General features: G+C 29.9%; 19 protein-coding genes. 8 read left to right on the top strand and 11 right to left on the bottom strand.

Annotated elements, in window-relative coordinates; genetic code table 11:
* Positions 1-3 precede the first annotated feature (3 nt).
* Positions 4-201, bottom strand: a complete 198-nt coding sequence (locus AC503W_RS08400; RefSeq protein WP_494917309.1) for a hypothetical protein — start codon at positions 199-201, stop codon at positions 4-6.
* 405 nt (positions 202-606) lie between these two features.
* Between AC503W_RS08400 and kwaA the strand changes: the two genes are divergently transcribed.
* Entirely contained in the window at positions 607-1,191 is a 585-nt protein-coding gene (gene kwaA / locus AC503W_RS08395; protein WP_494916790.1) for an anti-phage protein KwaA, read from the top strand.
* Positions 1,188-2,150, top strand: coding sequence for an anti-phage protein KwaB (gene kwaB / locus AC503W_RS08390; protein ID WP_494916789.1), 963 nt, complete (start codon positions 1,188-1,190; stop codon positions 2,148-2,150). Before kwaA ends, kwaB begins: the two co-directional genes overlap by 4 nt.
* Before the next feature lie 1,269 nt (positions 2,151-3,419).
* On the opposite strand, the gene AC503W_RS08385 is transcribed toward kwaB, so the two are convergent.
* From AC503W_RS08385 to AC503W_RS08370, 4 genes are all read right to left on the bottom strand, one after another.
* The gene (locus AC503W_RS08385) at positions 3,420-5,312 is read right to left on the bottom strand and encodes a DUF3732 domain-containing protein (protein WP_494916787.1); all 1,893 of its coding nucleotides are present in this window, start codon (positions 5,310-5,312) and stop codon (positions 3,420-3,422) included.
* The gene (locus tag AC503W_RS08380; RefSeq protein WP_494916786.1) at positions 5,309-5,821 is read right to left on the bottom strand and encodes a three component ABC system middle component; all 513 of its coding nucleotides are present in this window, start codon (positions 5,819-5,821) and stop codon (positions 5,309-5,311) included. The genes AC503W_RS08385 and AC503W_RS08380 overlap by 4 nt, the downstream gene beginning before the upstream one ends.
* On the bottom strand, positions 5,814-7,097 hold the full coding sequence (locus tag AC503W_RS08375) for a hypothetical protein (RefSeq protein WP_494916785.1): 1,284 nt from the start codon (positions 7,095-7,097) through the stop codon (positions 5,814-5,816). The genes AC503W_RS08380 and AC503W_RS08375 overlap by 8 nt, the downstream gene beginning before the upstream one ends.
* Positions 7,098-7,200: 103 nt before the next feature.
* Positions 7,201-7,515 carry a hypothetical protein gene (locus AC503W_RS08370; protein WP_494916783.1) on the bottom strand — a complete coding sequence of 105 codons (315 nt, stop codon included), beginning with the start codon at positions 7,513-7,515 and terminating at the stop codon, positions 7,201-7,203.
* 1,200 nt (positions 7,516-8,715) lie between these two features.
* Here AC503W_RS08370 and AC503W_RS08365 point away from each other — a divergent pair.
* Positions 8,716-8,865, top strand: a complete 150-nt coding sequence (locus AC503W_RS08365; protein ID WP_494916781.1) for a hypothetical protein — start codon at positions 8,716-8,718, stop codon at positions 8,863-8,865.
* A gap of 606 nt (positions 8,866-9,471) precedes the next feature.
* Here the strand turns inward: AC503W_RS08365 and AC503W_RS08360 are convergent.
* From AC503W_RS08360 to AC503W_RS08350, 3 genes are read right to left on the bottom strand one after another with little or no spacing between them, the layout of a single operon-like run.
* The gene (locus tag AC503W_RS08360; protein ID WP_494916779.1) at positions 9,472-9,975 is read right to left on the bottom strand and encodes a DUF4652 domain-containing protein; all 504 of its coding nucleotides are present in this window, start codon (positions 9,973-9,975) and stop codon (positions 9,472-9,474) included.
* 1 nt (position 9,976) lies between these two features.
* Complete coding sequence (locus AC503W_RS08355) at positions 9,977-10,546, bottom strand: hypothetical protein (RefSeq protein WP_494916777.1); 570 nt, start codon at positions 10,544-10,546, stop codon at positions 9,977-9,979.
* Positions 10,506-11,168 (bottom strand): hypothetical protein, encoded by a 663-nt coding sequence (locus AC503W_RS08350; protein ID WP_494916775.1) that lies wholly within the window; start codon positions 11,166-11,168, stop codon positions 10,506-10,508. The genes AC503W_RS08355 and AC503W_RS08350 overlap by 41 nt, the downstream gene beginning before the upstream one ends.
* Positions 11,169-11,524: 356 nt before the next feature.
* Here AC503W_RS08350 and AC503W_RS08345 point away from each other — a divergent pair, with 356 nt between their 5' ends.
* Entirely contained in the window at positions 11,525-11,680 is a 156-nt protein-coding gene (locus tag AC503W_RS08345) for a hypothetical protein (protein WP_494916774.1), read from the top strand.
* Positions 11,681-13,321: 1,641 nt separating this feature from the next.
* Here AC503W_RS08345 and AC503W_RS08340 read toward each other — a convergent pair.
* The 3 genes from AC503W_RS08340 to AC503W_RS08330 are packed head-to-tail and all read right to left on the bottom strand — an operon-like array spanning position 13,322 to position 18,102.
* Positions 13,322-15,127, bottom strand: coding sequence for a hypothetical protein (locus tag AC503W_RS08340; protein WP_494916772.1), 1,806 nt, complete (start codon positions 15,125-15,127; stop codon positions 13,322-13,324).
* Positions 15,111-17,075: an McrB family protein gene (locus AC503W_RS08335; RefSeq protein WP_494916770.1), complete on the bottom strand. Its 1,965-nt coding sequence runs from the start codon at positions 17,073-17,075 to the stop codon at positions 15,111-15,113. The genes AC503W_RS08340 and AC503W_RS08335 overlap by 17 nt, the downstream gene beginning before the upstream one ends.
* A complete protein-coding gene (locus tag AC503W_RS08330) occupies positions 17,068-18,102 on the bottom strand; it encodes a hypothetical protein (protein WP_494916768.1) in 1,035 nt (344 codons plus the stop codon). Before AC503W_RS08330 ends, AC503W_RS08335 begins: the two co-directional genes overlap by 8 nt.
* 270 nt (positions 18,103-18,372) lie before the next feature.
* On the opposite strand from AC503W_RS08330, the gene AC503W_RS08325 reads away from it, so the two are divergent.
* The 4 genes from AC503W_RS08325 to AC503W_RS08310 all read left to right on the top strand — a co-directional run bounded on the left by AC503W_RS08325 (position 18,373) and on the right by AC503W_RS08310 (position 21,919).
* Positions 18,373-18,507 (top strand): hypothetical protein, encoded by a 135-nt coding sequence (locus AC503W_RS08325; protein ID WP_494916767.1) that lies wholly within the window; start codon positions 18,373-18,375, stop codon positions 18,505-18,507.
* A gap of 199 nt (positions 18,508-18,706) precedes the next feature.
* Positions 18,707-18,883, top strand: coding sequence for a hypothetical protein (locus AC503W_RS08320; protein ID WP_494916765.1), 177 nt, complete (start codon positions 18,707-18,709; stop codon positions 18,881-18,883).
* Positions 18,883-20,301, top strand: coding sequence for a recombinase family protein (locus AC503W_RS08315; protein WP_494916764.1), 1,419 nt, complete (start codon positions 18,883-18,885; stop codon positions 20,299-20,301). The genes AC503W_RS08320 and AC503W_RS08315 overlap by 1 nt, the downstream gene beginning before the upstream one ends.
* Positions 20,285-21,919, top strand: a complete 1,635-nt coding sequence (locus AC503W_RS08310; protein WP_494916762.1) for a recombinase family protein — start codon at positions 20,285-20,287, stop codon at positions 21,917-21,919. Before AC503W_RS08315 ends, AC503W_RS08310 begins: the two co-directional genes overlap by 17 nt.
* Positions 21,920-22,601: the final 682 nt, after the last annotated feature.

Genomic DNA, 22,601 nt, shown 5'->3' with positions numbered 1-22,601 from the left:
TATTCAATAATACACTTTTTTATTTAACACTTGATCATCTTTTAAATCGTATCCTACCCTATGGGCAATAGCTGCAACCATTCTCATTTGAACTAAAATAACACTAGTTATATTGGCCGGTATTGCAACAGGTAAGGTGATAACACCTCCTAATCCAGTAAGGAAGCCAGCGGTAGCACTTTTAGTGTTATGCCATAGGATTAGTTCGTCTACGGTTCCAACCTTTGTTAAGTAACTGTCAGCTAACTATACGGCGGTGCTCACTCTAGGAATCTCACCACTAATTGCTTTATCATAAGACCAATCTAATGCTTTCATAATGGCATCGTGCGTTAAAGAATTTTTTCAGACAATTATACTCACCTTTCTTTATGGATATACTGGCCTATTATACTATAAAACCAAAAACAAAAATGGATATATTACCTATAAATAGGAATTTCAATAGAGCCCTTTATTGTTTTGGATTAAAGGGACAATATTATTTTTACCTTAAAACATAAAATGTAATTTTAATCTATTCAATCATAAATGTTGTTTATTAACCCAATATAATCATATGTTTGATATAATTAGTAAAGCTCTAAAAATATTGAGGTGATAATTTTGCTCGGAAATAATTGGGATAAAATAGAACTTTACATAATATCACTGTGGCTACTTTTTTTATTAATACTTATAGTCACTATAAATATACCAATTTGTTTTGAAGATAATTGTAGTTTTATAGGGTTTAAAAAAATTCTTGCTTTAAATTGGATTCCCATTGTAGCACTGTGCTTTTTGATTTTTGGTATTCTTTGTGTTTTTAGATTCAAATATAAAATTTCTGGTAGTGAGCAAACTCCGATTACAATTAATAATATTGAAAATAAAAATTATGAACATTTAACGTTCTTGTCAACTTATATTATTCCTTTAATTGCATTTGATTTAACCAAGCCAAGATATTTAGTTGTTTTGTTAGTCTTACTTCTAGCTATTGGAATTATCTATTTAAAAACAAATCTATTTTATTCAAATCCAACATTAGCTATACTTGGATATCGCATCTACAAAGCTGATGCAAAATTCAGGATCGAAAATCGATCTAATATAATATTAATATCTAGGGAAGATCTTGAAGTTGATCAAAGAGTGAGTTATAGAAAAATTGATGAAAATATTTATTTTGTGAGGGCTATCAGATGAATAAAACAGAGTTATTAAATATTATTAAAACCTTTATTGACAATCAAGATGAATTTGTAGCAGAAATATTTTTTGTATTAAAGAATACAGCAGGAGATATTTTAAAGAGAGCAGATATAGAAAGTCCTGCCCAAACTAATTTAAAAAATGAATTTATTTTTAATATTAACGAAAGAATAATCAACAATGAAGAACTAAGTGTCTTACCCATTTCAAATTTTGACGAAAGAAAAAATGTATTATTTGAATATAATTTAGATGAAATTCCAGTAGGGTTAAATATCTTAGAAGAACTCCAAAGAACAGAAGATTTCCCACTTTTTTCGTTTAATAATGATCGCTTAGATGATATTACCGGAATTATATTCCTTGTACATTATAATGACAATACATTAATATCCTATAAAAGGAATTATCCAATAAATTTATATAAAAGAGATCGAAATGGTATTCCTTTAATAAAATGGGGAAATGAAACTCGATTTAAAGAAATGCCGGATGACATTTTAAGAATATATCCAGATTTTGATCTCTTTCAATTAAATGATGATTTATTTATAAGAAATATTAATATGCTAGAGAAATTTTTTAGCTTTCACGAGATTATAAAAGCCACTGCAATTAAAACATTAAGTGAAATTGACTCTGCAAATTTAATAGAAGATATTGATTCACTTGGAGAAATGATAGAAGATATTACTTTTGCACGTAAACTTACTAAAATTGGCTCTCATTCTCCAGTTCTTAATAGAATTCCCTCGAATACAATCATTGAATTTGTTAAAACCTATCCAACATTAAAAGGTAAATTTGAATTTAATGATGATAATTCAAGGATTAAATTGTCAACAAAAAAATCAAAAAAATTATTTTTGAAATTACTAAATGATGACTTTCTTCAATCTCGATTAACGGAACTTCATTATGATAGTCTAGCAAAAGAAGCAGTTGAGATATAGTTATCAACTTTTTCACTAAAAAAGGGGCTATCCCAAAAGGGGTAGTTACGCCTAAATTGAATAAATAGAAAGAGGCAGAAATGTTGAGATTTAACAACATTTCTGCCTCTTCAATTTTGTGTTATTTACTAGAAAAAAGACTTATGAGATAGCCCCTTTTTTATATTTCATTATGTTAGATTTATTGAAAGAACTAATCTTATATTAATTAATTTTTTCTTCATATACTATATCCATACTATTAATTGTTAATGAGTAATCGGTATTTAAATCTATAATAAAGAGACAACTAAAGGTTTTTTGTCTCTTACTAAGATAGAATTAAGCCCCTTCAAACTCCTCAAAATCACCTAAACAATTCGGTTACACTTCCTAAAGAGAGGAATGGGTCTTCCTATAAAACTTTCTTTTCAAGGTACCAGTTTTTCACAACATAATCGACTATAAGTTTGATAAACCTAAGCTGCTGAACGTTCAGTCTTCCTTCATTAAGAAACTCTAAGGAAAATCTGAAAAGGCATCATTTTCAGCTTGTTGATCTAGATCACAACTTGTCTCACTATCTTGGAAATTGGTGTATCACCGGATTCCTTTTTATAAACTCTGATGCACCTAATTCGTTCCACAAGATTTCTTCAAGTGTTTGCAGTCTTGATGTGTTAATAATTTGTTATGACGTAATTTATATATGGCAGTTGGATTTTGATATTCTTTTAAGTATTGATTGACCTCTTTTTTCGATAGTATCTTTGGTCATTAGATCCATAAATACCGGTTCTACTTTGTCAATCATTGTGAAAATGTCTTTAAAATATAATAACCTTTTTTCTTTTGTTTTTCCAAAAAACAACAATATATGAAATTTATTCCTGAACTTCTTCAAGTTCAAATGTTTTTTTGAATCCAAAAAGCCTCAGAATGAACTTTCAGTAATATAAAGATAAAGCCGAGATATTAATTGAAAGGAAAAATAATTGGTTCTTTCTTAAACAAATCCCTTCTTTTTTTAGAATCACTCTAGTATTTCTAAAGAGTTCGTACGTATTTTTGGATTCTTTTAAAAAATTTATAATCATCCACACCAATTAATTAATTTATCTCATAGATAATAGTATTGATTCGCAACTGTCTATTCCTGAGTTAGTGGGTACAAATTACAGAGTTGTTACTTTAATTACCGCATTGGATATTCAAATTCCTTTTTTTGCTAAATTGCCCCGTGATTGGAACCAAAAAACTTCCACAGCAGCCCAATCAATGCCCCTTAGCTTAATAAGGATTTTCATTCTTATCAAATCTAATTAATGCATTCCCATTACTGAACTCTTTATCAACAAGATAAAAATTTTGTAATTTTGTCTCCTCCCATATGGACTTTGGAATATGTTCTAATACTATAATTTGAAAGTCCATACTCAATTCATTATTTATATATGCAATATAGTCGTTTAACAGTTGCATTGCAATTTTTATTTTTGACCGGTCCGTACTTAAAACATCTTTCCATTCTTTTAGTTCTTTTTTTTCCTCTTCTCCAAAATATGGCCGACTTGGTTGGTCAAGTATTAACCAGTAAGGAACATATGGTGATTTTTGTCTTATAATTAACTCTTGCAAACCTAAAAAGAGACACAAATGTAAAAATAGGTGATTTGAACTACTCCCAACCTTACTAGGTAATAAAGCTTTTGGTGCTTTTAGCTTTAAACTTTTTTCCTTATATTGAAAAGCAGATTTGTATCCTTTATAGGTTGGAATAGCATCTGCACTCTGATCCAAATAATTTTGAATTACTTCGTCAAGAAGACGTAATATAGCCTCTTTTGTTTCTGTATAATCAATTACCTCTTTTTCTAATTCAGCTTTCAAAGACAATTTTGTTTCCAATTTATTTTTTTGTTGAATCTTGTCTTTCGAATCTTCCCATTGGGATTCGTAAAGGGATAGTTTAGCTTTGAGCTCCCCAATGAACATTAATTTATCTATTTCGTTCCTTGTTTTCATTTCGTTAATAGGAATATCATTAATTTGTGTATTTATTTTTTGAATACTTTTTTCATACTCTTTTATTTTGTTATCAATGTTAAAATCGAATGGGGGTTTACCTTCAATATTTTTCTTTATTTCATAATATTCCTCATTTAAAGCATTAATAATTAAATCGACCTCTGGTGACCCTAGAAGTTTATAGTATGCCTCTTTAATGGCTACCACCGGTTTTAAACTATCTAGATTAACAGCTTCAAGCTTTCTATACTCCTGGTATTCTTTTTTGAATCTCTTTAAATTTCTTACTTTTCTTATTAGTGTATTCTTATCTATCTTTAACTTATTAATTTTATCTAAATTTATATCAATGTTTTCTTCCTTATAACTATTAGTTATTTCTTTTAATTTCGAAAAGGCTTCATCGAATTCCAAAGACTTGTATTCTATTAAGTTATAGTTTTGGGCTTTTTGTACTAATGAGATAATATTATCATTAAAAACATTAATTTCTTTATCAAAAACCAACTGCTTTCTTTTTAAAGAGTTAATATCTTTGCTTAAATTTGCTATTTTTTCTTTTAGACTCAGGTTTTCTTCATTTTCTATTCCTACCGCTAAATCAAAAATTCTAGTTAGAGCTTCCCTATATTTGTCGTTATTTTGCTTATCAAAGAATACTTCACTATGCGTAATTACATCACCAGATTGTGTATTAAACATAAAAAAGTATCTTGGGGAAATTTTACTTCCCAGTGATATTTTGTTTCCACCAAACGAAAAAACGGTTTTATCGGTAATGCTAAATTCTTTATCTATAATTTTTTTAATATCTTTTTCCTGCATATTACTTTCAGGAATTTCTGGTATATCTCCTAATGATGAAAAGTAATACTCAGAAGACAGTTTCCTTTGTTTTATTCTGCCTCGTGCAATAGTATACACTTTATCATTGATAGTAAATTTGATACCATACCAATTTACATTTTCATTAATTTTTTCCTCAGTTATATCAATGCTACTAGCAAAAAAGCAATAATCAATAATACTAATGATTTCTGATTTACCAGTTCCACTTTCACCAGTAATAACATTTACCTTATTGTTTTTAAAGTTTAATTCCCGTATATTACCGTTTTTTAGCCACAGTATAAGTTTATTAATATGAAACCTCATAATTTCACCCTTAGTTGAAGGTATAAATTTTCAACTTTATCCTGTAGTAATTTTGCAACTTTATATGACACATTAATTATCTGAAAAGCTCTTTTACCTATTACCTCTTCTTCATAACTAGGAATAAAATCTCTTTCACCTAGTAGTTCGATTTTCCCATCTGAGTTTATAGTTAAAAAGTTAAGTGCATTTAATATTAAAATCGAATTAATAGAAACTTGTAACAGTGAGTAGAAACGTTCATTAAAGTTTGATAATAAATCCGGTTTTCTTAAAATAAGTTGTTCAATACTCTTTACATCAACATTAGACCTACCCATATATCTCAATAAATCGTTTTGAAATACCATAGGAAGTATTAAAAGTGCTTTTGCTGAACTTATAGATTTCATATGCTTTGTAACAGAATATATTCCAATGCATCCTATTATTTCGTTATTATAGAGATTAACATAGTTGTTATTTAAGTGGGATACTTCCCCCTTAACCCAAGCTTCCAAATTACTCATTTAAGTACCTTTCTTTCCATCTAATATCCCATCCAAGAACCGGAATATCAGATAATAGATAAAACTGTCCATTACTCATACTAGTATTTAGCGAGGTCTCATCTATTGAGAGATTTAATTTTAATGCTTCAAAATAACATTGACTCGCTAAGTCCAACAATTCATCCTGATCAATTTGTTCAATTGGCATTCGACGAAGTTTTCTTTTTAACTTATTGTAAATGCTCCCAAAAATATTTGTCCATATTAGTATTGTTTCCTCATCAAATTGTCGTATTACGTCTTCAGTAATTTCATCCTGTTGAAGCCAACGTAATAGATTATTGTGCATTTCATACTTACTTGTAAAAACACTAATCAAGCTGTCTTCAAAATCGTTATCTAGCTGGCTTATAATTTCTATATCAATTAATTGTTTAATAAAAGTATATTTTTCTGGATTTTTGGGTAAGGACACTTTGTTATCACCTAAAATAATAGGTAATTTTATACTTCTTCCCCATTCAAAGAATCTAGTAAAATGTTTATCATACTCATCAAAAGTGAATAATACCTTTCTACGAGCCTTGACATCTTCATAAATTAAAGTTTTCAAGTGAGAATCTATAGAAGCAAACACATCATCAATACGCGAATGTTTTACATTTTTCTCTTTAATCCGTAATTTAATACATTGGATTAAATCATCCTTATTATGCTCTATTCTCAATTTATTTAAAAATTGTTGTAGCCATTCTTCCGCCTGACTTTCTAGTGTAGAGATGTATTTGTCAACTTTAGGAGTATCCTTGCCAGTTTTAGGACTACAAAGTATTTTTAAGTATGATTTCAAATCCCCCACTGTCAGCTTACCATTTTGATACTCAGCCAGTTTTTTTATAAACTGATTTGATGTAGAGTTAGATTTATTAGTTACCAATTGAAATTCAGTTTTATTGATAAAATTTATTTGTGCCTCTAAAGATGTCCTCTTTTCAACTGGATCATTAATAATTTTTATCCAATTCGAAATTGTTTTCCATATATCTTCATCTTTTTCTGTTAAGTTAACTATGCCCCCGTCTGCCCTCGTTTCAATTGAGTGCTTTAACTGTATTAGAATTTGTTCTCCATCTGGTTTATCGATATGCACATCATCTTTAACCTCATAACCTACTATTTGCTCAGTTTTTAACTGTAACAATTGATATAAAAAATAATAATATTGATAGTCAAAACCGATTAATTTTGAATCCGCTGATGTTTTTTCTTGAACCGTCATTTGTTTTTCCGACACTAATGACACTCCTTTTAATACGAAGGTAATTGTCTATTAACCCATAGATTACATTAAATTACAATAATATACAATAAAATATTGGTGTAATAATTTTATTTATCTAGCCAAAACGAATATGATAAGTTCTTATATAAACTAGGAAGTAATGCTTCATCAAATAGGATTGATTGATAGAAATCAATTTTCTCCATTGGCCGGTCATATAAAGATTTCTTTTTTGTTTCAGTTCGTCTATCGACTTTAACCTCCACTCCATATTCCTTGAAGCTCCTATATATTTCTTCATAAATTTATCTTTTGAGTTTCTAAAGCCCTCAATTATATCTTTAAATTCTTCTACCAACCTTTCCTTTTTTTTTATGTTTTTCAGATAAAGCTCTAACTGCTTCTTTATATTTTTGAATTTCACTTTCAAATCCGCAACCTAAGTTTGATGATCAACGGAATCCTTACCCAAAGTACAAAAGTAGACATCTTTCCATTCTTCCACTCAATTGAGCAGCTCGGAAAATCTTCCTCTTTTCCTCAGATATAGATGTTTTACCGGCTCCATTGGTTCCGTATATGAAATTTAATTTTTCAGGACTTTCTTACGTGCTCCCTATAACATTATAAGTTGCAATACTCTTCAGATTATTTCTGTATTTTATAAGCAAACTTCTTAATACCCTTAGGACATTCTTAATCTTTTATCAACTATGACTATTATAAAAAAATTCATACTTTTTCTTTAGAACCTTGTTTTTTTTAAGTTTTAACGAATATAATTCGTTTGTAAAAATTCAAGACAAGAAAATGTAAATAATTAGACGAATAAGATAGTTTCTTAATACCACTGATTATTTTCCTACTTATTAAATTTAAACAAAGGTGAGTACTCAATTGAAAGTTATTAGTTGTGACGCTTCAGCAGAAAATGCAGCACAAATGGTCATCCAGGTTCTCCTAGTAGCAGAACTAGAGATCTTAATAAATACTAACCAGCCAAAAGTAAATAAAGAAACTTCCTAATCAATCTCGTTAGACTAAATTAAGTTAGTTCAACTGAATTAAATAAGTTCGAAAAAGGTTGATTTATCAAGGTTTTAAGCAAGTTTAAAAACAAATGAGATAAATGAATTTAACTCGAAAAAATAATTATGTGAGCAAATGTGTGAGCAATATGGTTAGCAGGTGGTCTGTTATAATTAAGCTTATAAAGCATAGTTACATTCAAATAAACAATAAATTATTTATTGTCTCCGCTTTCAACGTGTGCGAACGTATGTGGCAACACAAGAGATGTTAGTGAGTTTATCGTTTATACAGTAAAAGGATCTAACAATTATTAAATAATAAATATAAAAATTTGTATCGATAATTCTCAGGTAGAAAAAGACGCCTTCTTATTCAAGAAAAGCGCCCTATTGTTGAAAAATCCTATGAATTTAAAGCATCCGTTACTTTCTTAACAAATTTTATTTTATGGATAAAAAGCTGTTTATATTGAACTATATCTTGATTAATTTCAATGCCCCTTTTCTAAAACCAAAAGATAATTGTTGAAACTTAGAAGTACTTAGGCTTAAATTTGAGTGATAAACATTAACTATTTTCCCATAAATCAGAGGAAATTATGAGTGTTAAAGCTTTTTATGAAATTGAAGAAAGAAGATTATTAGATGAAGAAAAAAAGACATCTCTTTTCACAACACACCCAAACTATTTACTGCTCTTGATTTCTCAACATATCCAACGGCAATTAGGGATTGAAACGATTGAATAGTTCCCATTTTGTATTTGCGTTCCTAGAAAGTTCTTTATAACAATAGTTACATATAATTTGTTTGATAGAAATGGAGAAGCCTAACGGAAATTAGGATAAATTAGAATTAGGGGAAATGTCATTAAGAAAATGTCAAAAGTGATTATTCCACTAGTAGGTGCACCTGTAGTTCTTGGTTAGTTAAAAGAGGGAAATTTCCTGTGGAAATCTCTAGGGCGGTTTCTGACATAGCCCAAGTTGCTTCTGATGCAACAATTAATAATACAGAAGAGACGTTTGGTGGACTCAATCAAAGTGAGATGAGTTAATCTCAAATACATATAGGTTTTAAAGCAGTTATTAATGGTGACAAATTGGGGTATTGGTATAAATCTGCTTCTGGGAAAAGTAATTGTATGTCAAGCCTCACGCTGGATCCAAAAGGAAAAATAAATATTCAAATGGTAAAAGGTCATCCTGAATCTACTGGTTCGCCACTTGCTTTTGGGAGGACATTAATAGAATAGATAAGAAATCAAACAAATAACTGAGACCTAAATTCCTTTAAATTCTTATCACTACCAATTGGGACAGGTTCATAACCGTCCCATCTGTTTTCTCGAAATGCTATAACACCGATTTTTCATAGTTTATTTTACCTTCGAATTCAACAAATTTATTATATCCTTTATCAATGTATTCAACTCCAATATAAAATATTTCATCATTAACAATATTGGTAAAACTTTTAACTTGAATTTTTGTATTGTATCTTGTTAATTGAATGCTTTTCAATGACTTAATATCAATCTTATAAATATTCCCACCGACATCAACGGTGCCGTATACAGATCCATATATATATGCAATATTTTCATCATTAATCCAAATTAAGTCTTTCGGTCTATTATCATATGTTTCTAATCCCATTTTTTTTATTTTACCTGATTCCTTTGACATTATGAAAATATCTCCAGGAGTCTCCCATTCATTAGGTGAAATAAACGCAGAACATTTTCCATTTGGTGAATCTTTTATTTCGCTAGGAAATTCGTATTCGAGTTTCATTTCCCTTGAACCCCATTTTTTATATATACAATTATCACTTGGGTTATGGTATAAAGAATACATTTCACTTTTCCTCCAATCCTCTTTTTAACCTCTTTAAATAATTCGTTTTAAGACTCCATTCAATTAATGAAAAATAAACCTTCAAACTAGGAATCTTTTCATTACCTTCCTTACCAGTTGTATACCAAGAAATAAAGTTTTGTAAATCTCTTTTATTGTTGAAATCAATATATCCTCGTTCTCGAATTATTAAGCATAGACATTCAATGTTAAAAGTAGGTTGTGTTAGCTTCCAAGCTAAGTTTTTTACAGGATGTTTTATTATTAACTGAGCTGTACTTAACTTTATTTGAGCAAGCCCTATGCTTGGGTCAATTTTATAAAAATAACAACACAGTGCAGCTATTTTCTCAAATAACCTGATTAGATAACTCCCCCTATTTAATTGTTCAACAACAATAATTGTGAATAGAAAATTCGGATTAATACCGTACTTAATAGAGCAATCTAGAATAGAAGTTGAGTACACTTTAAAAATTTTATGACTCACCATTTTAAAGTCATTTATAAAATATTCATAGTCTTTTGGTTTAAAGGGTTTCATAGTTATGCTTTTTTTCCGCTTCATCACTATTTATTACCTCTTTATTCGCTTCACCACTATTTATTACCTCTTCATCCGAAGAGTCAAAAGGATTAAACGGTTTAATATCATCCTCTGGATAATTTTTTAATGTGATTTTCTTATCTAAATATCTTCCACCAAAATTTTCTCCACCTGTTCCTAACACACCCAACAACAAAGTTACAAGCCACCCTTTGAATATGTCGGCAAAAACATCAAAAGAAATTGGAGAAATATAAACTCCTGAATAAACTAGTAAGGTTGATGAAATCAAGAAAATAATTAACAAAAGATAATATATTGCTTTGTCCATTTTACCTAAAAGGTAAAATTGAGGTATATCATTTTTAGGAAGTAATAATGCCGGCCAGATTATTAAAAATGCTCCAAAACCTGCACCCATAGTGATTACATAATCTGAAACAAAAAATTTTGATAAAATGGTACCAAATGCGACCAAAAGAAAAACTCTAATAATTATTTTCCTTAAACTTACTGTATTTTCAAGAATGAATGAACTCATTGAAAAATAATTTTTCGGTGATAATGCCTTTTGTATCTTAAACATTCCTACAAACAATATTGCTATAAAAAAAATGCTTAGTAAATCAATAACTGAAAATGTCATTTTTAAACCCCTTTTATAAAAATAGATATAATATGTCATTTTACCATATACTTACATAGAATTAGTAATATCTAAGAATTAATTTAATATTGTTTGGGCCTGTTTGGGCCTACTGTATAATGGAGATGCTACAACAAGTTAGGTTAGATCCGTTTATATCGATGGAGCAGTTTTTGAGAAAGAGCTTCTTTCATTATTTTATAATCGATAATGTTGACCAAAAAGAGCACATCCTACAAACGAATATTCTCTCCTACAAACCATAAGGTCCTTTACCTCGTGAACGAACATTCCGGTTTAAAGATTATGAGATTTTACTAACATAAAATAACACATCTATTATTGGGGTGATGAATATGATAAAGATGACGAAAGAGGATTTAAAAGAGGATTTACTCCTACGGATTAATAACGTAGAAGATAATAAGGTAGGCTTTCAAATCAGGAAAATTACGTATCTCAATCCCAGCGAGACGATTAAACATTTAGCACCCAGTTTACTATACAAATGAAAGAAGCCCTTTAAAAGTGACGGGTTCTCGAGTACAAAATTCAAAAGGATATGAGTGAAAAATAATAGTTACATTCTTTTAACTTTCCTGAGCGGAATTGCTTTTAACAAATACTGCACGTAGGAGTTAATAATCCAGTATCATTTGATAAAGTCATTGCTTTATGTAAGTCTTGTTGGCAGTTAGAGAGGATATCTTTTATTTTCAAAAATCATCAAGTGAAATAATGGGATCAACGAGCCCCAACGGTACATATTTATCTTGGATAAGTGAATGGCCAAGCATAGAAAAGATTTTTAGAAAATTGAGTATAGGCCGCTAATGTTACCCCATTCGGTTTCACGATATCCGTCACCCACATTCATCTTGATTTTGAAGAGGTATGAGTTATCCTCAAAGTATATCCGCTCGACTAGGACATTCCAGCCCTACGATCACGTTAGAAAATTATTCTCTTCTAACTGCCTAACCAAGATGATATGGCTGATATTTCCCAAAATACTTTTCAAAATTTATGCAAGCAAATGCATCCAGTAAGACTACAAAAAAAGACTACAATCCTTATCATATATCAAGGATAGCAGCCTTTGGTATCAAAAAGGTAAAAGATAACTTAGAGATAGATACGTTACAAATTTATTAAGGAAGAAGGGATGCTGAAATGTAGTGTCGAAAATGAGTTAGAATAGAATAGATACTGATTCCTTAGTAGTTAAATTTAAAGGATGAGAGGAGCAAAATGGCCAAAAATACTGATGAAAACTTATCATTATTGTCACTTAATGACTTAATAACCCGTGTTTTAAGGGAAACACCTCACCAATCGCTACAAGCAGGGCTTGACACTACTAGAAGGTTTTCCTTTTGCAAGATATACTTTTTCATCGCTATTATTAGTTGAATAAACAGTAATATCTACGTGGTACCCAGCCGAATAAGTAACGGTTACACAAGGTAACTTTATCTTCACAGCTTTTGTATGTCCTTCAAGAACATTAAGAATCCACTTTTTTTTACCGCGATTGGGTCAACGTCATCTTTAGACATTTCGAAATATAAACCCACATCTCATTTTCTTCTTTAAGTTTGATAATATCTTGAAACTTGTTGAACTGTGTTCTACAATCTTCCATATCCTTACATCCTAAAATTCTCTATATATTTACCTAAATTGTACCATATTTAAAGAATGAATGTCGCAATAAATTCTATGATTACAGAAAATACACCGCCCGTTTTATATTTTCAAAACCATTAAAAAAGGAACATTCCTGATAAAAATGTTCCCTTAATATCTTATAAATACATATAACCTGAAAAGAAAATTTTTTTACAATTTCACCAACCTTGGTTTTATATGAATAAAGTAACCTGTAGTATTGACGGCAATCTACGTATTCAATACAACTTCATAAATTCTTTTGAAAAACAAGAATAGGTTAATACAACAGATACTTTAATATCATAATTTTGATGTTTAATCGTTGTCTTATACAATCTATTGGATAATTCGAAATCTATTTTATTGACCTTTAAGCTGATTGATTTACTATTCTTAATGTGTTTTACAGGGATATTCATAACATTAGGATAAAATTTCCATAGTTGGAGGCAACCTTTCACTTAGAAATCAAAGTTCTATTATGTGCTCGATACCGAGCTAATATTTACGACATCTTTAATAATCTCTAAAAGTTCACTTTCAATTTTATCAAATTTCATCCCAGGTGAAAGAGAACATCTAATGATATTTGTTACCGTATCTCTGTTAAAAGAAATAGATTCGTTATCTTTGGGAAAAATACCTAAAACTCTACGTACAGCAAAGTCTGAATACATCGATTTAGTATTTCTATTCAAATAAAATGATCTGGTATACGTATAGTCCATAAGCTGTTTATATACCTTGTAACCGTATTCCGTATATCTATTATTAATATAAACATCCGGATTTCCTAACTTTCCTAAAGATCTATATTTAAAGTCAGCTAGTATGCTTCCCCTAAATAAACCTTCATAATAAATATCCATTCTAAAATCCGGACGATTACTATTTTCTACTGAAATTAATCGATTTTCAGGAGGATCGATTTCCTCATCTGGTTTAGGAATAAATGAATCATAAAATAAAATTAATTTCAGACCCTTAGAATTGCTAAGCGATATTTTAGTATTTGGCGCTAACAAAGGATGTCTTGAACTATCCGTACTATCAAAAATCCAACCTGATATTTCATCGAAATTTAATTCTTCGTTGTCTTTTAACATCAGTAATATCTTTAGAAAACCCCAAATCTCGTATAGTTTTGATGTCTCCTTCCAATAATAAATATAATATTCAAAAGGGTTAATCTCGAATGTATTATCTTTCGTTAATTGTAAATATAGAGAATATATCGTTCTATAATACGGGACTCGAGGTAGTTTATCTTGGTTCTTCAGATTAGCATCTATGTTCTCAATCCATTCTTTTTTCAAAGCAATTAAAAGATTAGCTTTCAACTGTCTTAATTTAACAGAATGTTCCTTTAATATTTCCATTTTCCTTTCAATTTCATCTAATGGAGATTTATATTTTTTTTGCAGAAATAATTCATTAAATAACAACTTATTATTTTCATCTAAATATTTTTCTACCAAAAAAGTATTTTTCAAAAACTCTTCTAACATTTTTTTAAGATTGCTATTAATAGATAAATTATAATCCAACTCATAATTATAGCTAGGAAACTTATGAGCTTGAGTATGTTTACTTTGCTTTAACTGAATAGTCTTTACATCATTTCTTGTAGGTTGGCCTACTGATTTAAATACATATCGTTTGATAATTTTATATCTAGGCTCTTTTAAAATTAACTTTATATTGGTAATTAACGTCTCTGACTGAGCAATTAGGAAGTGATATTTTTGTAGTAAGTCGTTATTATTATAACTATTTGTAGTCACCATTAAACTACGTTTAGTAGCAACTTCCCTAGCAAGGCCGCTCACTATGTTCTCCACTTCTTCTCTCATTAAATTCAATTGTTCTTCATTAATTCTTGATGGATTAACTTTTAAAAAAGCGAAGTATTTATCATCTTTATTTACTGTTACAACAATCCTATAAATTCCGGGTAAAAGACAACTATAGTCTAATTTCTTTATATTAAAAGGAGACTTGAAATTCAGATAAATCCCCCGAATATCTTCAGAAGGTAGAAAATATCCTAATTCCACTTCTGAATCTTTAAATGACTGTTCAGGTAACATATCCATTATTTCAATCCATAATTCTACACTGCCCTGTTCACCTTCAAGCTTGACCCTTAAATCTTGTAATTCTTTGCAAGAGTAACAATGCTCTTCAAGGTTTTCCAAAGCTTTATCTAAGGTAGTTGAAAATTTATTAAACTCCACTCCAGGAGAATCGTTCGAAAAGAAGGTTAATTTAAATGGTATGTCCATATTCCTCTAGCTCCTTAGCCAAACTTTCTAATTTCAACTTCGCTAAAGTGAAATCTGATAATCGAGAATAATCGTCTAATGTCTTAAAAAGTTCGCCTTTTACATAATTTTCTTTTTCAAATTTACCGATTAATTCTCCTAGTTGCCCCTGCGACCCTCTAAGTTTCGTTAAGATTCTTTGTGTGACTTGTAAATCAAGGGCATTACGTCTGTCTAAATTAGCTGAATTTGGTAAATTAGCTAAATAGTTTTCAATTTGTTCTAATATTCTATATCCTACACCTATCTGCCTATTTGCTTTCTGCATTTTTAAGTTGAATTCCCACAGCAATTCTACTTCATCTTCCGTTAATACATTGTTATTATGAATCTTCTTCATACTTTTTAACCTAATATACGTTCTTAAAGGCTCTTTAGTTATCTCTTCTTCCTCAAACAGTGTTTCTTTCTTTTCTTTAGTGCTGGACTGATTTGTAATATTTGCTCGAATATCTTTAAACGGACATAATGCAAGAGTTATAATGTTAGCTCTATCTAAAACTTTATCAGAGAATTGGAAAGTTGATTCGTCAATATTAACGGTACCAACAAAAAATAGATTTTCACCCAGGGTTATTCTCGGTGGATAATCATTTTGATTGTAAACGCGACCATTTATTTTATCATTATAAAGATTAATGTATCTGTCATTTATATCTCTCTCCAATATAGATAAAAATTGAGAGAAGTAATGCTCTACTTTCGCTAAATTCATTTCATCTAAACAGACAATATAACATTCATCAGGATTTTCATTAGCTTCTTTAATAAAATCAACTAATCCGGATTCTCCAGGTCGATAAATTCCTTGCGAGCTATCCAAATATCCAAGTAGATCGCTGTCATCCTGCCAGAATGGTCTTACAGGAACGAAAAGCAGCTTACTTTTCTTTGTAGTTGAACTTTTACTCGACTTATTGGCAAATTTATTAAGGGCTTCGTGATAGCATTGTACAATCCGCGATTTACCTGTGCCGCTCATACCCGCTAAAATGACAAAGCTTTGAGTTTTCATAGCGGTATGAAAATTAGTTAAATCTGAAGGCTTATAAGAGAGTTTTTTCGATAATGCAACTTCTCGAAATACTTCTAGGAATTCGATTTCATTTATATCTTCAATTTTAGGTTTGCTATTTTGAGTATTAATCTTTTTTCCCTGTGATTTTAATAATCCCCTAATTTCATTATCTTTTTCACGCGTAATAAACATCACTCTATCTTTGGATCGATAATATTCCCCTAATTCATATAAATTTATTTCTTTATAATATGTCTTTTGTTTATCTGTTATGAATTTAAATCCAAACTCCTCAGAGTAATGAATACCCTCAATTGGTCCAAAAGCATATAACTTTTCAATCTTGTCGTCTGTGTAAAGGTTTTCAGGCGTATTATGATCATATTCCCCTATTAATAAAAATGATGGATAATCATCAAATTCTTTAGAGATTGAAAAACTCCCCTGTAGGTATTCATTGTTAAATAATTTGTTTAGAGTATCGTTGGTCTTCCCTGAATAAGTTCGTATAAATGGTATTTGGAAGAAGGTATTATCATTCTCTGATTCTTTTCTTTTGATTTCTAAATCATATGCATTATAGAAAGATCTATCATCTTCATTGTGTTTAGACTTAATTTTAAACATAATATAGTGTGCATCCAAAAATTCAATTAAATAATTGCATCTTTCATCATCTGATAAATTTATGTCGTCTATAAAGCCTAAACTCTCTAGTTCATCTGAAAAGCTAGTTAAATATCTTAAAGCATCTTCAGGTAAACTTACTGGTGGATTAGATATAATTTCAATTTGGAATCGAATGGCTGAATTTTCTTTAGCGAATAAAAATCTTCCGTTATTTTTAAGTTTACCTAGAAACTTTAAATCCCAATATTTTCTTTCACTCATAATAACGCCTCACTTTTGTAATATACTCATTCAATTGTTCTAAGGAAGAAATAAACACTACGTTATACAAATCTTCAAAGTAGTTGAAACTCTCATTTTCTCGCAACTCTTGAATTTCAGTCTTATTTAATGTAAAAGATAGTATTATTAGCTTTTGATATAATGTATAGTCTTCTGTATTTTCGAAACAATCTACATAATCATAAATCAAATTCTCTAGAGAGGAAGCATTCGTTTCTACATATTTCTTGTATATATTTGCTCCATAAAATAAAACCTTCAATTTATTTAACTTCTCTATTTTCAATCTAGCGTTATTTTCATTTACCTTAAGCTTTAAAACTTCTTCTTTACTCATTGTTAACTCATCGTTTTTAGTTTTTATTATTTTGTCTACTTTGATATAATTTTCGTTTACTTTTTTTAGTTCATCTTTCAATTCATTATTTCTATTTTTTAAATCGACATTCTCTTGATTTAAATTTGCCGTTTTATTTCTTAATTTTTTTAAGGAATTATTTAAGTTTCTATTTTCCCCTTCTAAACTCTCAATGATTTTTCTAAGTTGAATAACAATAGATTCATCTTTCTTGCTTTCAATTACTTCTTTCTTTTTTTCTTCTTGTTTAATCGTATTTTCGGTTTTAACTGCTGGTGTATTATCATCATTTTCATTTAAAAGTAAATCTTTCAATAAACTTGTTTTATTTGCCAGAATTAATGCGTACGCTACTTCACCAATATTTGAACCCTCAATTTTCTTTTGAATCAAATTTTTATCAACAGTGGATGCTAAAGCCCAAGAGTAATCTTTATTTTTATTTGAGCTATGTATTTCAGCTACCTTTTTTAAATAGGATTCTAATTTTGAATGATTGGTAAGTAAAGTTTTCATTCTTTTTATTTTCGCTGGACTTGACGGACCCTTAATTCTAAAACCCTGAAGGGGTAAATTGTTACTAGTAAAGATTTCTTCAAGCTGATTGGAAGTTAGATTATCTATTATCTTTGGCAAAATTTCATACATTTATATCCTCCTAACGTCTCTATAAAATTTACATCTAATGAATATTTTAGTAAAGCATTTTAATTCAGAGAATAACATTAATGCACACAACGAAGTATTGTCAGGAAAAGTTGAGGTAAACCATTTAAAAAATTCCGCCTATCATTTGATAGAAAACTAATAAAAAAAAGAATAATATTTTTCTAAAAAACCTCTTTCCCTCTTGAAAAAGCAAAATCTCATAGAATATAATCCCTTCGAAAATAAAATGGAGCATAAAAGGGGAAAAGTATGGATACAAAACAACAAGAACTCAAGTGGATTGAATCTATCTATGAAAACTGCGAGATTGTAGGCATTTCTAAAAATATAATTGAGCGTTTCTCAAAATATTATCTAAATGAAGGACAAGAAAAAAATGATTGATTTATTACAACTCCTGAAAGAACTACAGGTGCCCGCAAGTGAATCAGGCATTTTCATAAGCCCGCTAGATAATCATTTAGATTGTTCATCAGCTTATCAACTTGAACTAGATTTAGAACCTCATAGCGCAGAAAAATAGTATAAGTATTTATCCTTTCGTCAATGATTATACTAATTCATTGATGAAAGGATGTTTGCTATGTCCCATAAACCTGTTGTTAAAATTTCTTTTGATGAAGAAGCACAAGAAGAGTCAATTTACTTTCTAAAAAGACTGATTGAGAAAATCATTATGGATCAGCTAGAACTCACTCCACATATGAAAGGGGCTCTACTAATCCATAACAAAGACATTATGAAAAAGGAGCAAATGTAATGGAATATATAGATTTAAAGGAATTATATAAAGAAGAGATAGCTTTATATTGTAGGGTCTCATCCTCTGGGCAAAATATTAGCCAGCAAATAAGTTTGGCCGAAATTTATTTTGCTCAAAATAATATTAATACCGAGAAAGTGCAATACTTTCTCGATGATAATGTTTCCGCAAATAAACTTACATCCGAGCAACGACCTCAATTCCAAAAGCTCATTACGGGGATCAAAAAAGGAAAAGTGAAAACGGTGATTGTTCAAAATCGTGATCGTCTTGCTCGTAATTTTTACGAATACGTTGATCTTGTGAAAGTTTTATATAAATTTGAGGTAAATGTTATTTTTACAGATTCAAGTCAAGCGCCCTTTTCAAAGGTATTATCTGTAGAAGCATTATACGGTATCTTTCCTCAATCTGAAGGCAGGAACATTTCAGGAAGAACTAATTTAGCAGCTTTACAATTTCCTAAATCCATATTGGGATATAACGTAACCGGCCAAAGAAATACTAAAAAATACACACCGGAACCTGGTATAGAAAATAATATAAGATCTCTATTCTATTCAGTAATGAACACCCAATTACCTGATGAATTAATCCAAATATTTATGAAGTATAAAAGAACATTTACCAACTATCAGAAATTATTTAACTGTCTAAAAAACCCTTTTTATGCAGGTCATATAAAAATTCAAAACCAATATGTCCCGCTACATCACGTAGAACCTATCATTTCATTAGAAGATTACTTAAAAGTTCAAGATAGTTTATTAAAATCTGAACAAGAATTACAAGCTGCTATCGCTAAATCCGGTAACACTGGATTATTGCCACCTATATGTAGTATTTGTAAAACAACAATGAGTTTTCGATCAAGTAAACTGGGCGAAAGCGGATACTACGTATGTACAAAAAGGCACCCTAGAATCCATTTAGACGTTGCTCAATATAATCAATTAATTTTAGATCACCTAGCATATGTATTGGAGCAAATCGATGTTAAAGAAATAAAAAATGATGTCTTTAAATATTTATTAGCTCAAGAAAAAACGTTTAAACAACAGCTTTCTTATCTACAAAATCAATTACAATCTCTTCATAAAGAGATGACAGATTTAATTGAGACTAATAAAAAAATGAGGCTCGATTTACTGGTCAAACAATCAAAAACGATTAAAGAAGAAATGAAGCACATTCATACAAAGTTAATTAAAATTGATGAAGCAAGAAATGGCATCAACTCCTTCGTCAATATAGTAAAAGAGCAGCTTACTAATGAATTACAAAATTATCAACTAGAATACTTGGTCAATCTTTTATTCTCAAAAATAGAGATAAGTTCTGATGCTATTATCTACCATACTACATTTGGTAAATATATTGAGGGGAATGAGGAGTTATATGAGTATAGGGCTTAAGTTTTCTTATTATGAAAATGAAGTATATGTAATTACTGAAGAAGAAAGACCAGATCTTCAACCAATCAATTTACCGTGGAATATATATAAAGATTCCGTGAAGCTTGCTACCGGCTATATTCGTTGGTCAGATGAGAAACAAAATACCGGTCATTCTCTTTCAATACAAGAAAGGGAAATCATTATAAAAGCAAAATCTAAGGGGTACCAGGCTGTTGTTATATTTGTAGAAGCAGCTACATCGGCTTATCATACTACGGCCAAAAAGCGCGAAAAAATGAATGAAATGAAAGAATTCATCCTAAGTAATTCAAATGCAAATACAGTCATTTTCTATGACGAATCCCGAGTAACTCGGCTTATCGCAGATTTCTATTTAGAATTTATTGTGCCTGTCAAAGAAAAAAAGCCGGATTTAAAACTGTTGTCTACTAAACTTGATGAAGAGTGGAATGAAAATAATCCTTTAGTACAAATGAGATTAACGTTAGATTATGAAGAATCCGTTAAGAAATCTTATAGAGCCTATAATTATCAAGAAACTCTGATTAACAAGTCTAAAACTCCAGGTCAACCAGAAAGACCAGGGGCGCGTCTACCATATGGATATACTAAATCAGATGATGCTACCGGTGATTTAGTACCAGATGAAAATGCCGCTATTGTAAAACTCATATTTTACTTGTACAGTTTCGGATATAGTGAAAAGAAAATAGCGAAATTACTTGAAAGCTCAAAAGTACCCACCCCTTCAAAATACAGTCATTGGTCAGACTCTTCGGTAAGGTACATTTTAAATAATTTATGGTATATGGGTAATTTAGTGTGGTTTTCCCGAACGAGTTACTCTAATAGCAAGAAAAAACCGATTGAAGAAACGTCCTTGTTTTCCAATCATCATCTTCCCTTAATAGGATCCAGCTTATGGGAAACTACACAATTCTTTAGAAACTCCAAGAAAAACAAGGATCGACTGGACAGTCCGTTTGTATTAAGGAACTTAGTTTTTTGCACGGATTGTGGAGAGAAGCTGAAAACAAAAAATCAGACATCTGCAAAGTCAAAGAAAAATGAATCGATTTACTTTTGTCCAAACTGCAAATGTAAAATACGATTTGATTCTTTACATCAGAAGGTCATTAATGATTTCTCTTTGAGGTGGGCTAGGGAATTAAAATCTCATAAGAATATATTTAAGAAAACCTCGAATAACTGGAAAAAACTCTGTAGCAAAGAAATTCAGTCTTTAACAACGGATATTAAAAATCTCCGTTATAAAATGAGCCTTATAAATCCAAACAACGAAAACTATGAGGAATTCCGTGAAGCTATCGAATTACAGCTCAAATCCAAGGAACAAAACAAATCGCTTTATATAAATGTCCTCTCACAAATTGATCTTCTTTTGGAAGATCGGATGACTATGGAGTTAATAGACCGTTTTAAACAAGACATTCATTACTATAATAATGAAGAAAAACGCTCAATTTTTCTCCTATCCGTAAGGAAAATCGATTTTGACTTTAAGCAAAATCATCTCGCTATAGACTATCGCCTAAGCCCTTATGTTGAAATCGAGTCATTAATGGACTCAATTACAGAACAGAAGACAAGCTAAACTGTTGTTTAAATGTACAACAGTTTTTTTGTTGTTCATTTTCTATCTTTTCCGTCTAAATAGCACTGCTTACTTTACCGAAATAAATGCGCCAAAACTACTTACTTTACCGAAATATTTTATCCGCTTTATATATTAATCGATTCAAATATAGATAAAACCCTTGATATCAAGCTTTTTACGGGTATTGTTTTCGGTAATATACTTATCTAGGGATTCCTCGATAAGTATATTACCGAAATGTCTATTCTTATTATGCTCACTTTACCGAAAAAATATACCGCACATAAATAATCGGTTAAATACCTCGTTTCCCTCTGTTTGCCTTATTGTGTTTTAAATATTGTTGTCATAAAGGCTGGAGCCTTCAAATTAGGAGAAAGAAGAAATAGCGCTAATGACCTTTTTTAATTGCTTAGGAATTTTCCATTCGCCAAGGCGTTATTTGGCATTTAATCAATGCCGTAAATGACAGTATATTTTCTGAATAAAGGATAAGCCGACTTTATACAAAGTATGAATATAAGCTTGTATAAAGTCGGCCTATTTAGAATTTATAATTATTGCATTAAAGCACTCCGTTAGTTCAATAATTACTTATCTATGTTCCTTATTTTTTATGTAGTATAATTTTAAATATAGATACGGTATGTCGGTTTTGAAAAAATACTTAAAGGAGTGA

The organism is Peribacillus suis (assembly GCF_059384845.1).
This window is presented reverse-complemented; position numbering and strand designations above follow the sequence as displayed.

Coding starts and splice junctions, on each gene's coding strand:
- AC503W_RS08365 (WP_494916781.1), top strand. CDS start 8,716: ATGAGTGTTAAAGCTTTTTATGAAATTGAAGAAAGAAGATTATTAGAT.
- AC503W_RS08380 (WP_494916786.1), bottom strand. CDS start 5,821: ATGAGTAATTTGGAAGCTTGGGTTAAGGGGGAAGTATCCCACTTAAAT.
- AC503W_RS08350 (WP_494916775.1), bottom strand. CDS start 11,168: ATGACATTTTCAGTTATTGATTTACTAAGCATTTTTTTTATAGCAATA.
- AC503W_RS08325 (WP_494916767.1), top strand. CDS start 18,373: ATGGATACAAAACAACAAGAACTCAAGTGGATTGAATCTATCTATGAA.
- AC503W_RS08360 (WP_494916779.1), bottom strand. CDS start 9,975: ATGTATTCTTTATACCATAACCCAAGTGATAATTGTATATATAAAAAA.
- AC503W_RS08330 (WP_494916768.1), bottom strand. CDS start 18,102: ATGTATGAAATTTTGCCAAAGATAATAGATAATCTAACTTCCAATCAG.
- AC503W_RS08345 (WP_494916774.1), top strand. CDS start 11,525: ATGATAAAGATGACGAAAGAGGATTTAAAAGAGGATTTACTCCTACGG.
- AC503W_RS08310 (WP_494916762.1), top strand. CDS start 20,285: ATGAGTATAGGGCTTAAGTTTTCTTATTATGAAAATGAAGTATATGTA.
- AC503W_RS08320 (WP_494916765.1), top strand. CDS start 18,707: ATGTCCCATAAACCTGTTGTTAAAATTTCTTTTGATGAAGAAGCACAA.
- AC503W_RS08385 (WP_494916787.1), bottom strand. CDS start 5,312: ATGAGGTTTCATATTAATAAACTTATACTGTGGCTAAAAAACGGTAAT.
- AC503W_RS08335 (WP_494916770.1), bottom strand. CDS start 17,075: ATGAGTGAAAGAAAATATTGGGATTTAAAGTTTCTAGGTAAACTTAAA.
- AC503W_RS08315 (WP_494916764.1), top strand. CDS start 18,883: ATGGAATATATAGATTTAAAGGAATTATATAAAGAAGAGATAGCTTTA.
- kwaB (WP_494916789.1), top strand. CDS start 1,188: ATGAATAAAACAGAGTTATTAAATATTATTAAAACCTTTATTGACAAT.
- AC503W_RS08340 (WP_494916772.1), bottom strand. CDS start 15,127: ATGGACATACCATTTAAATTAACCTTCTTTTCGAACGATTCTCCTGGA.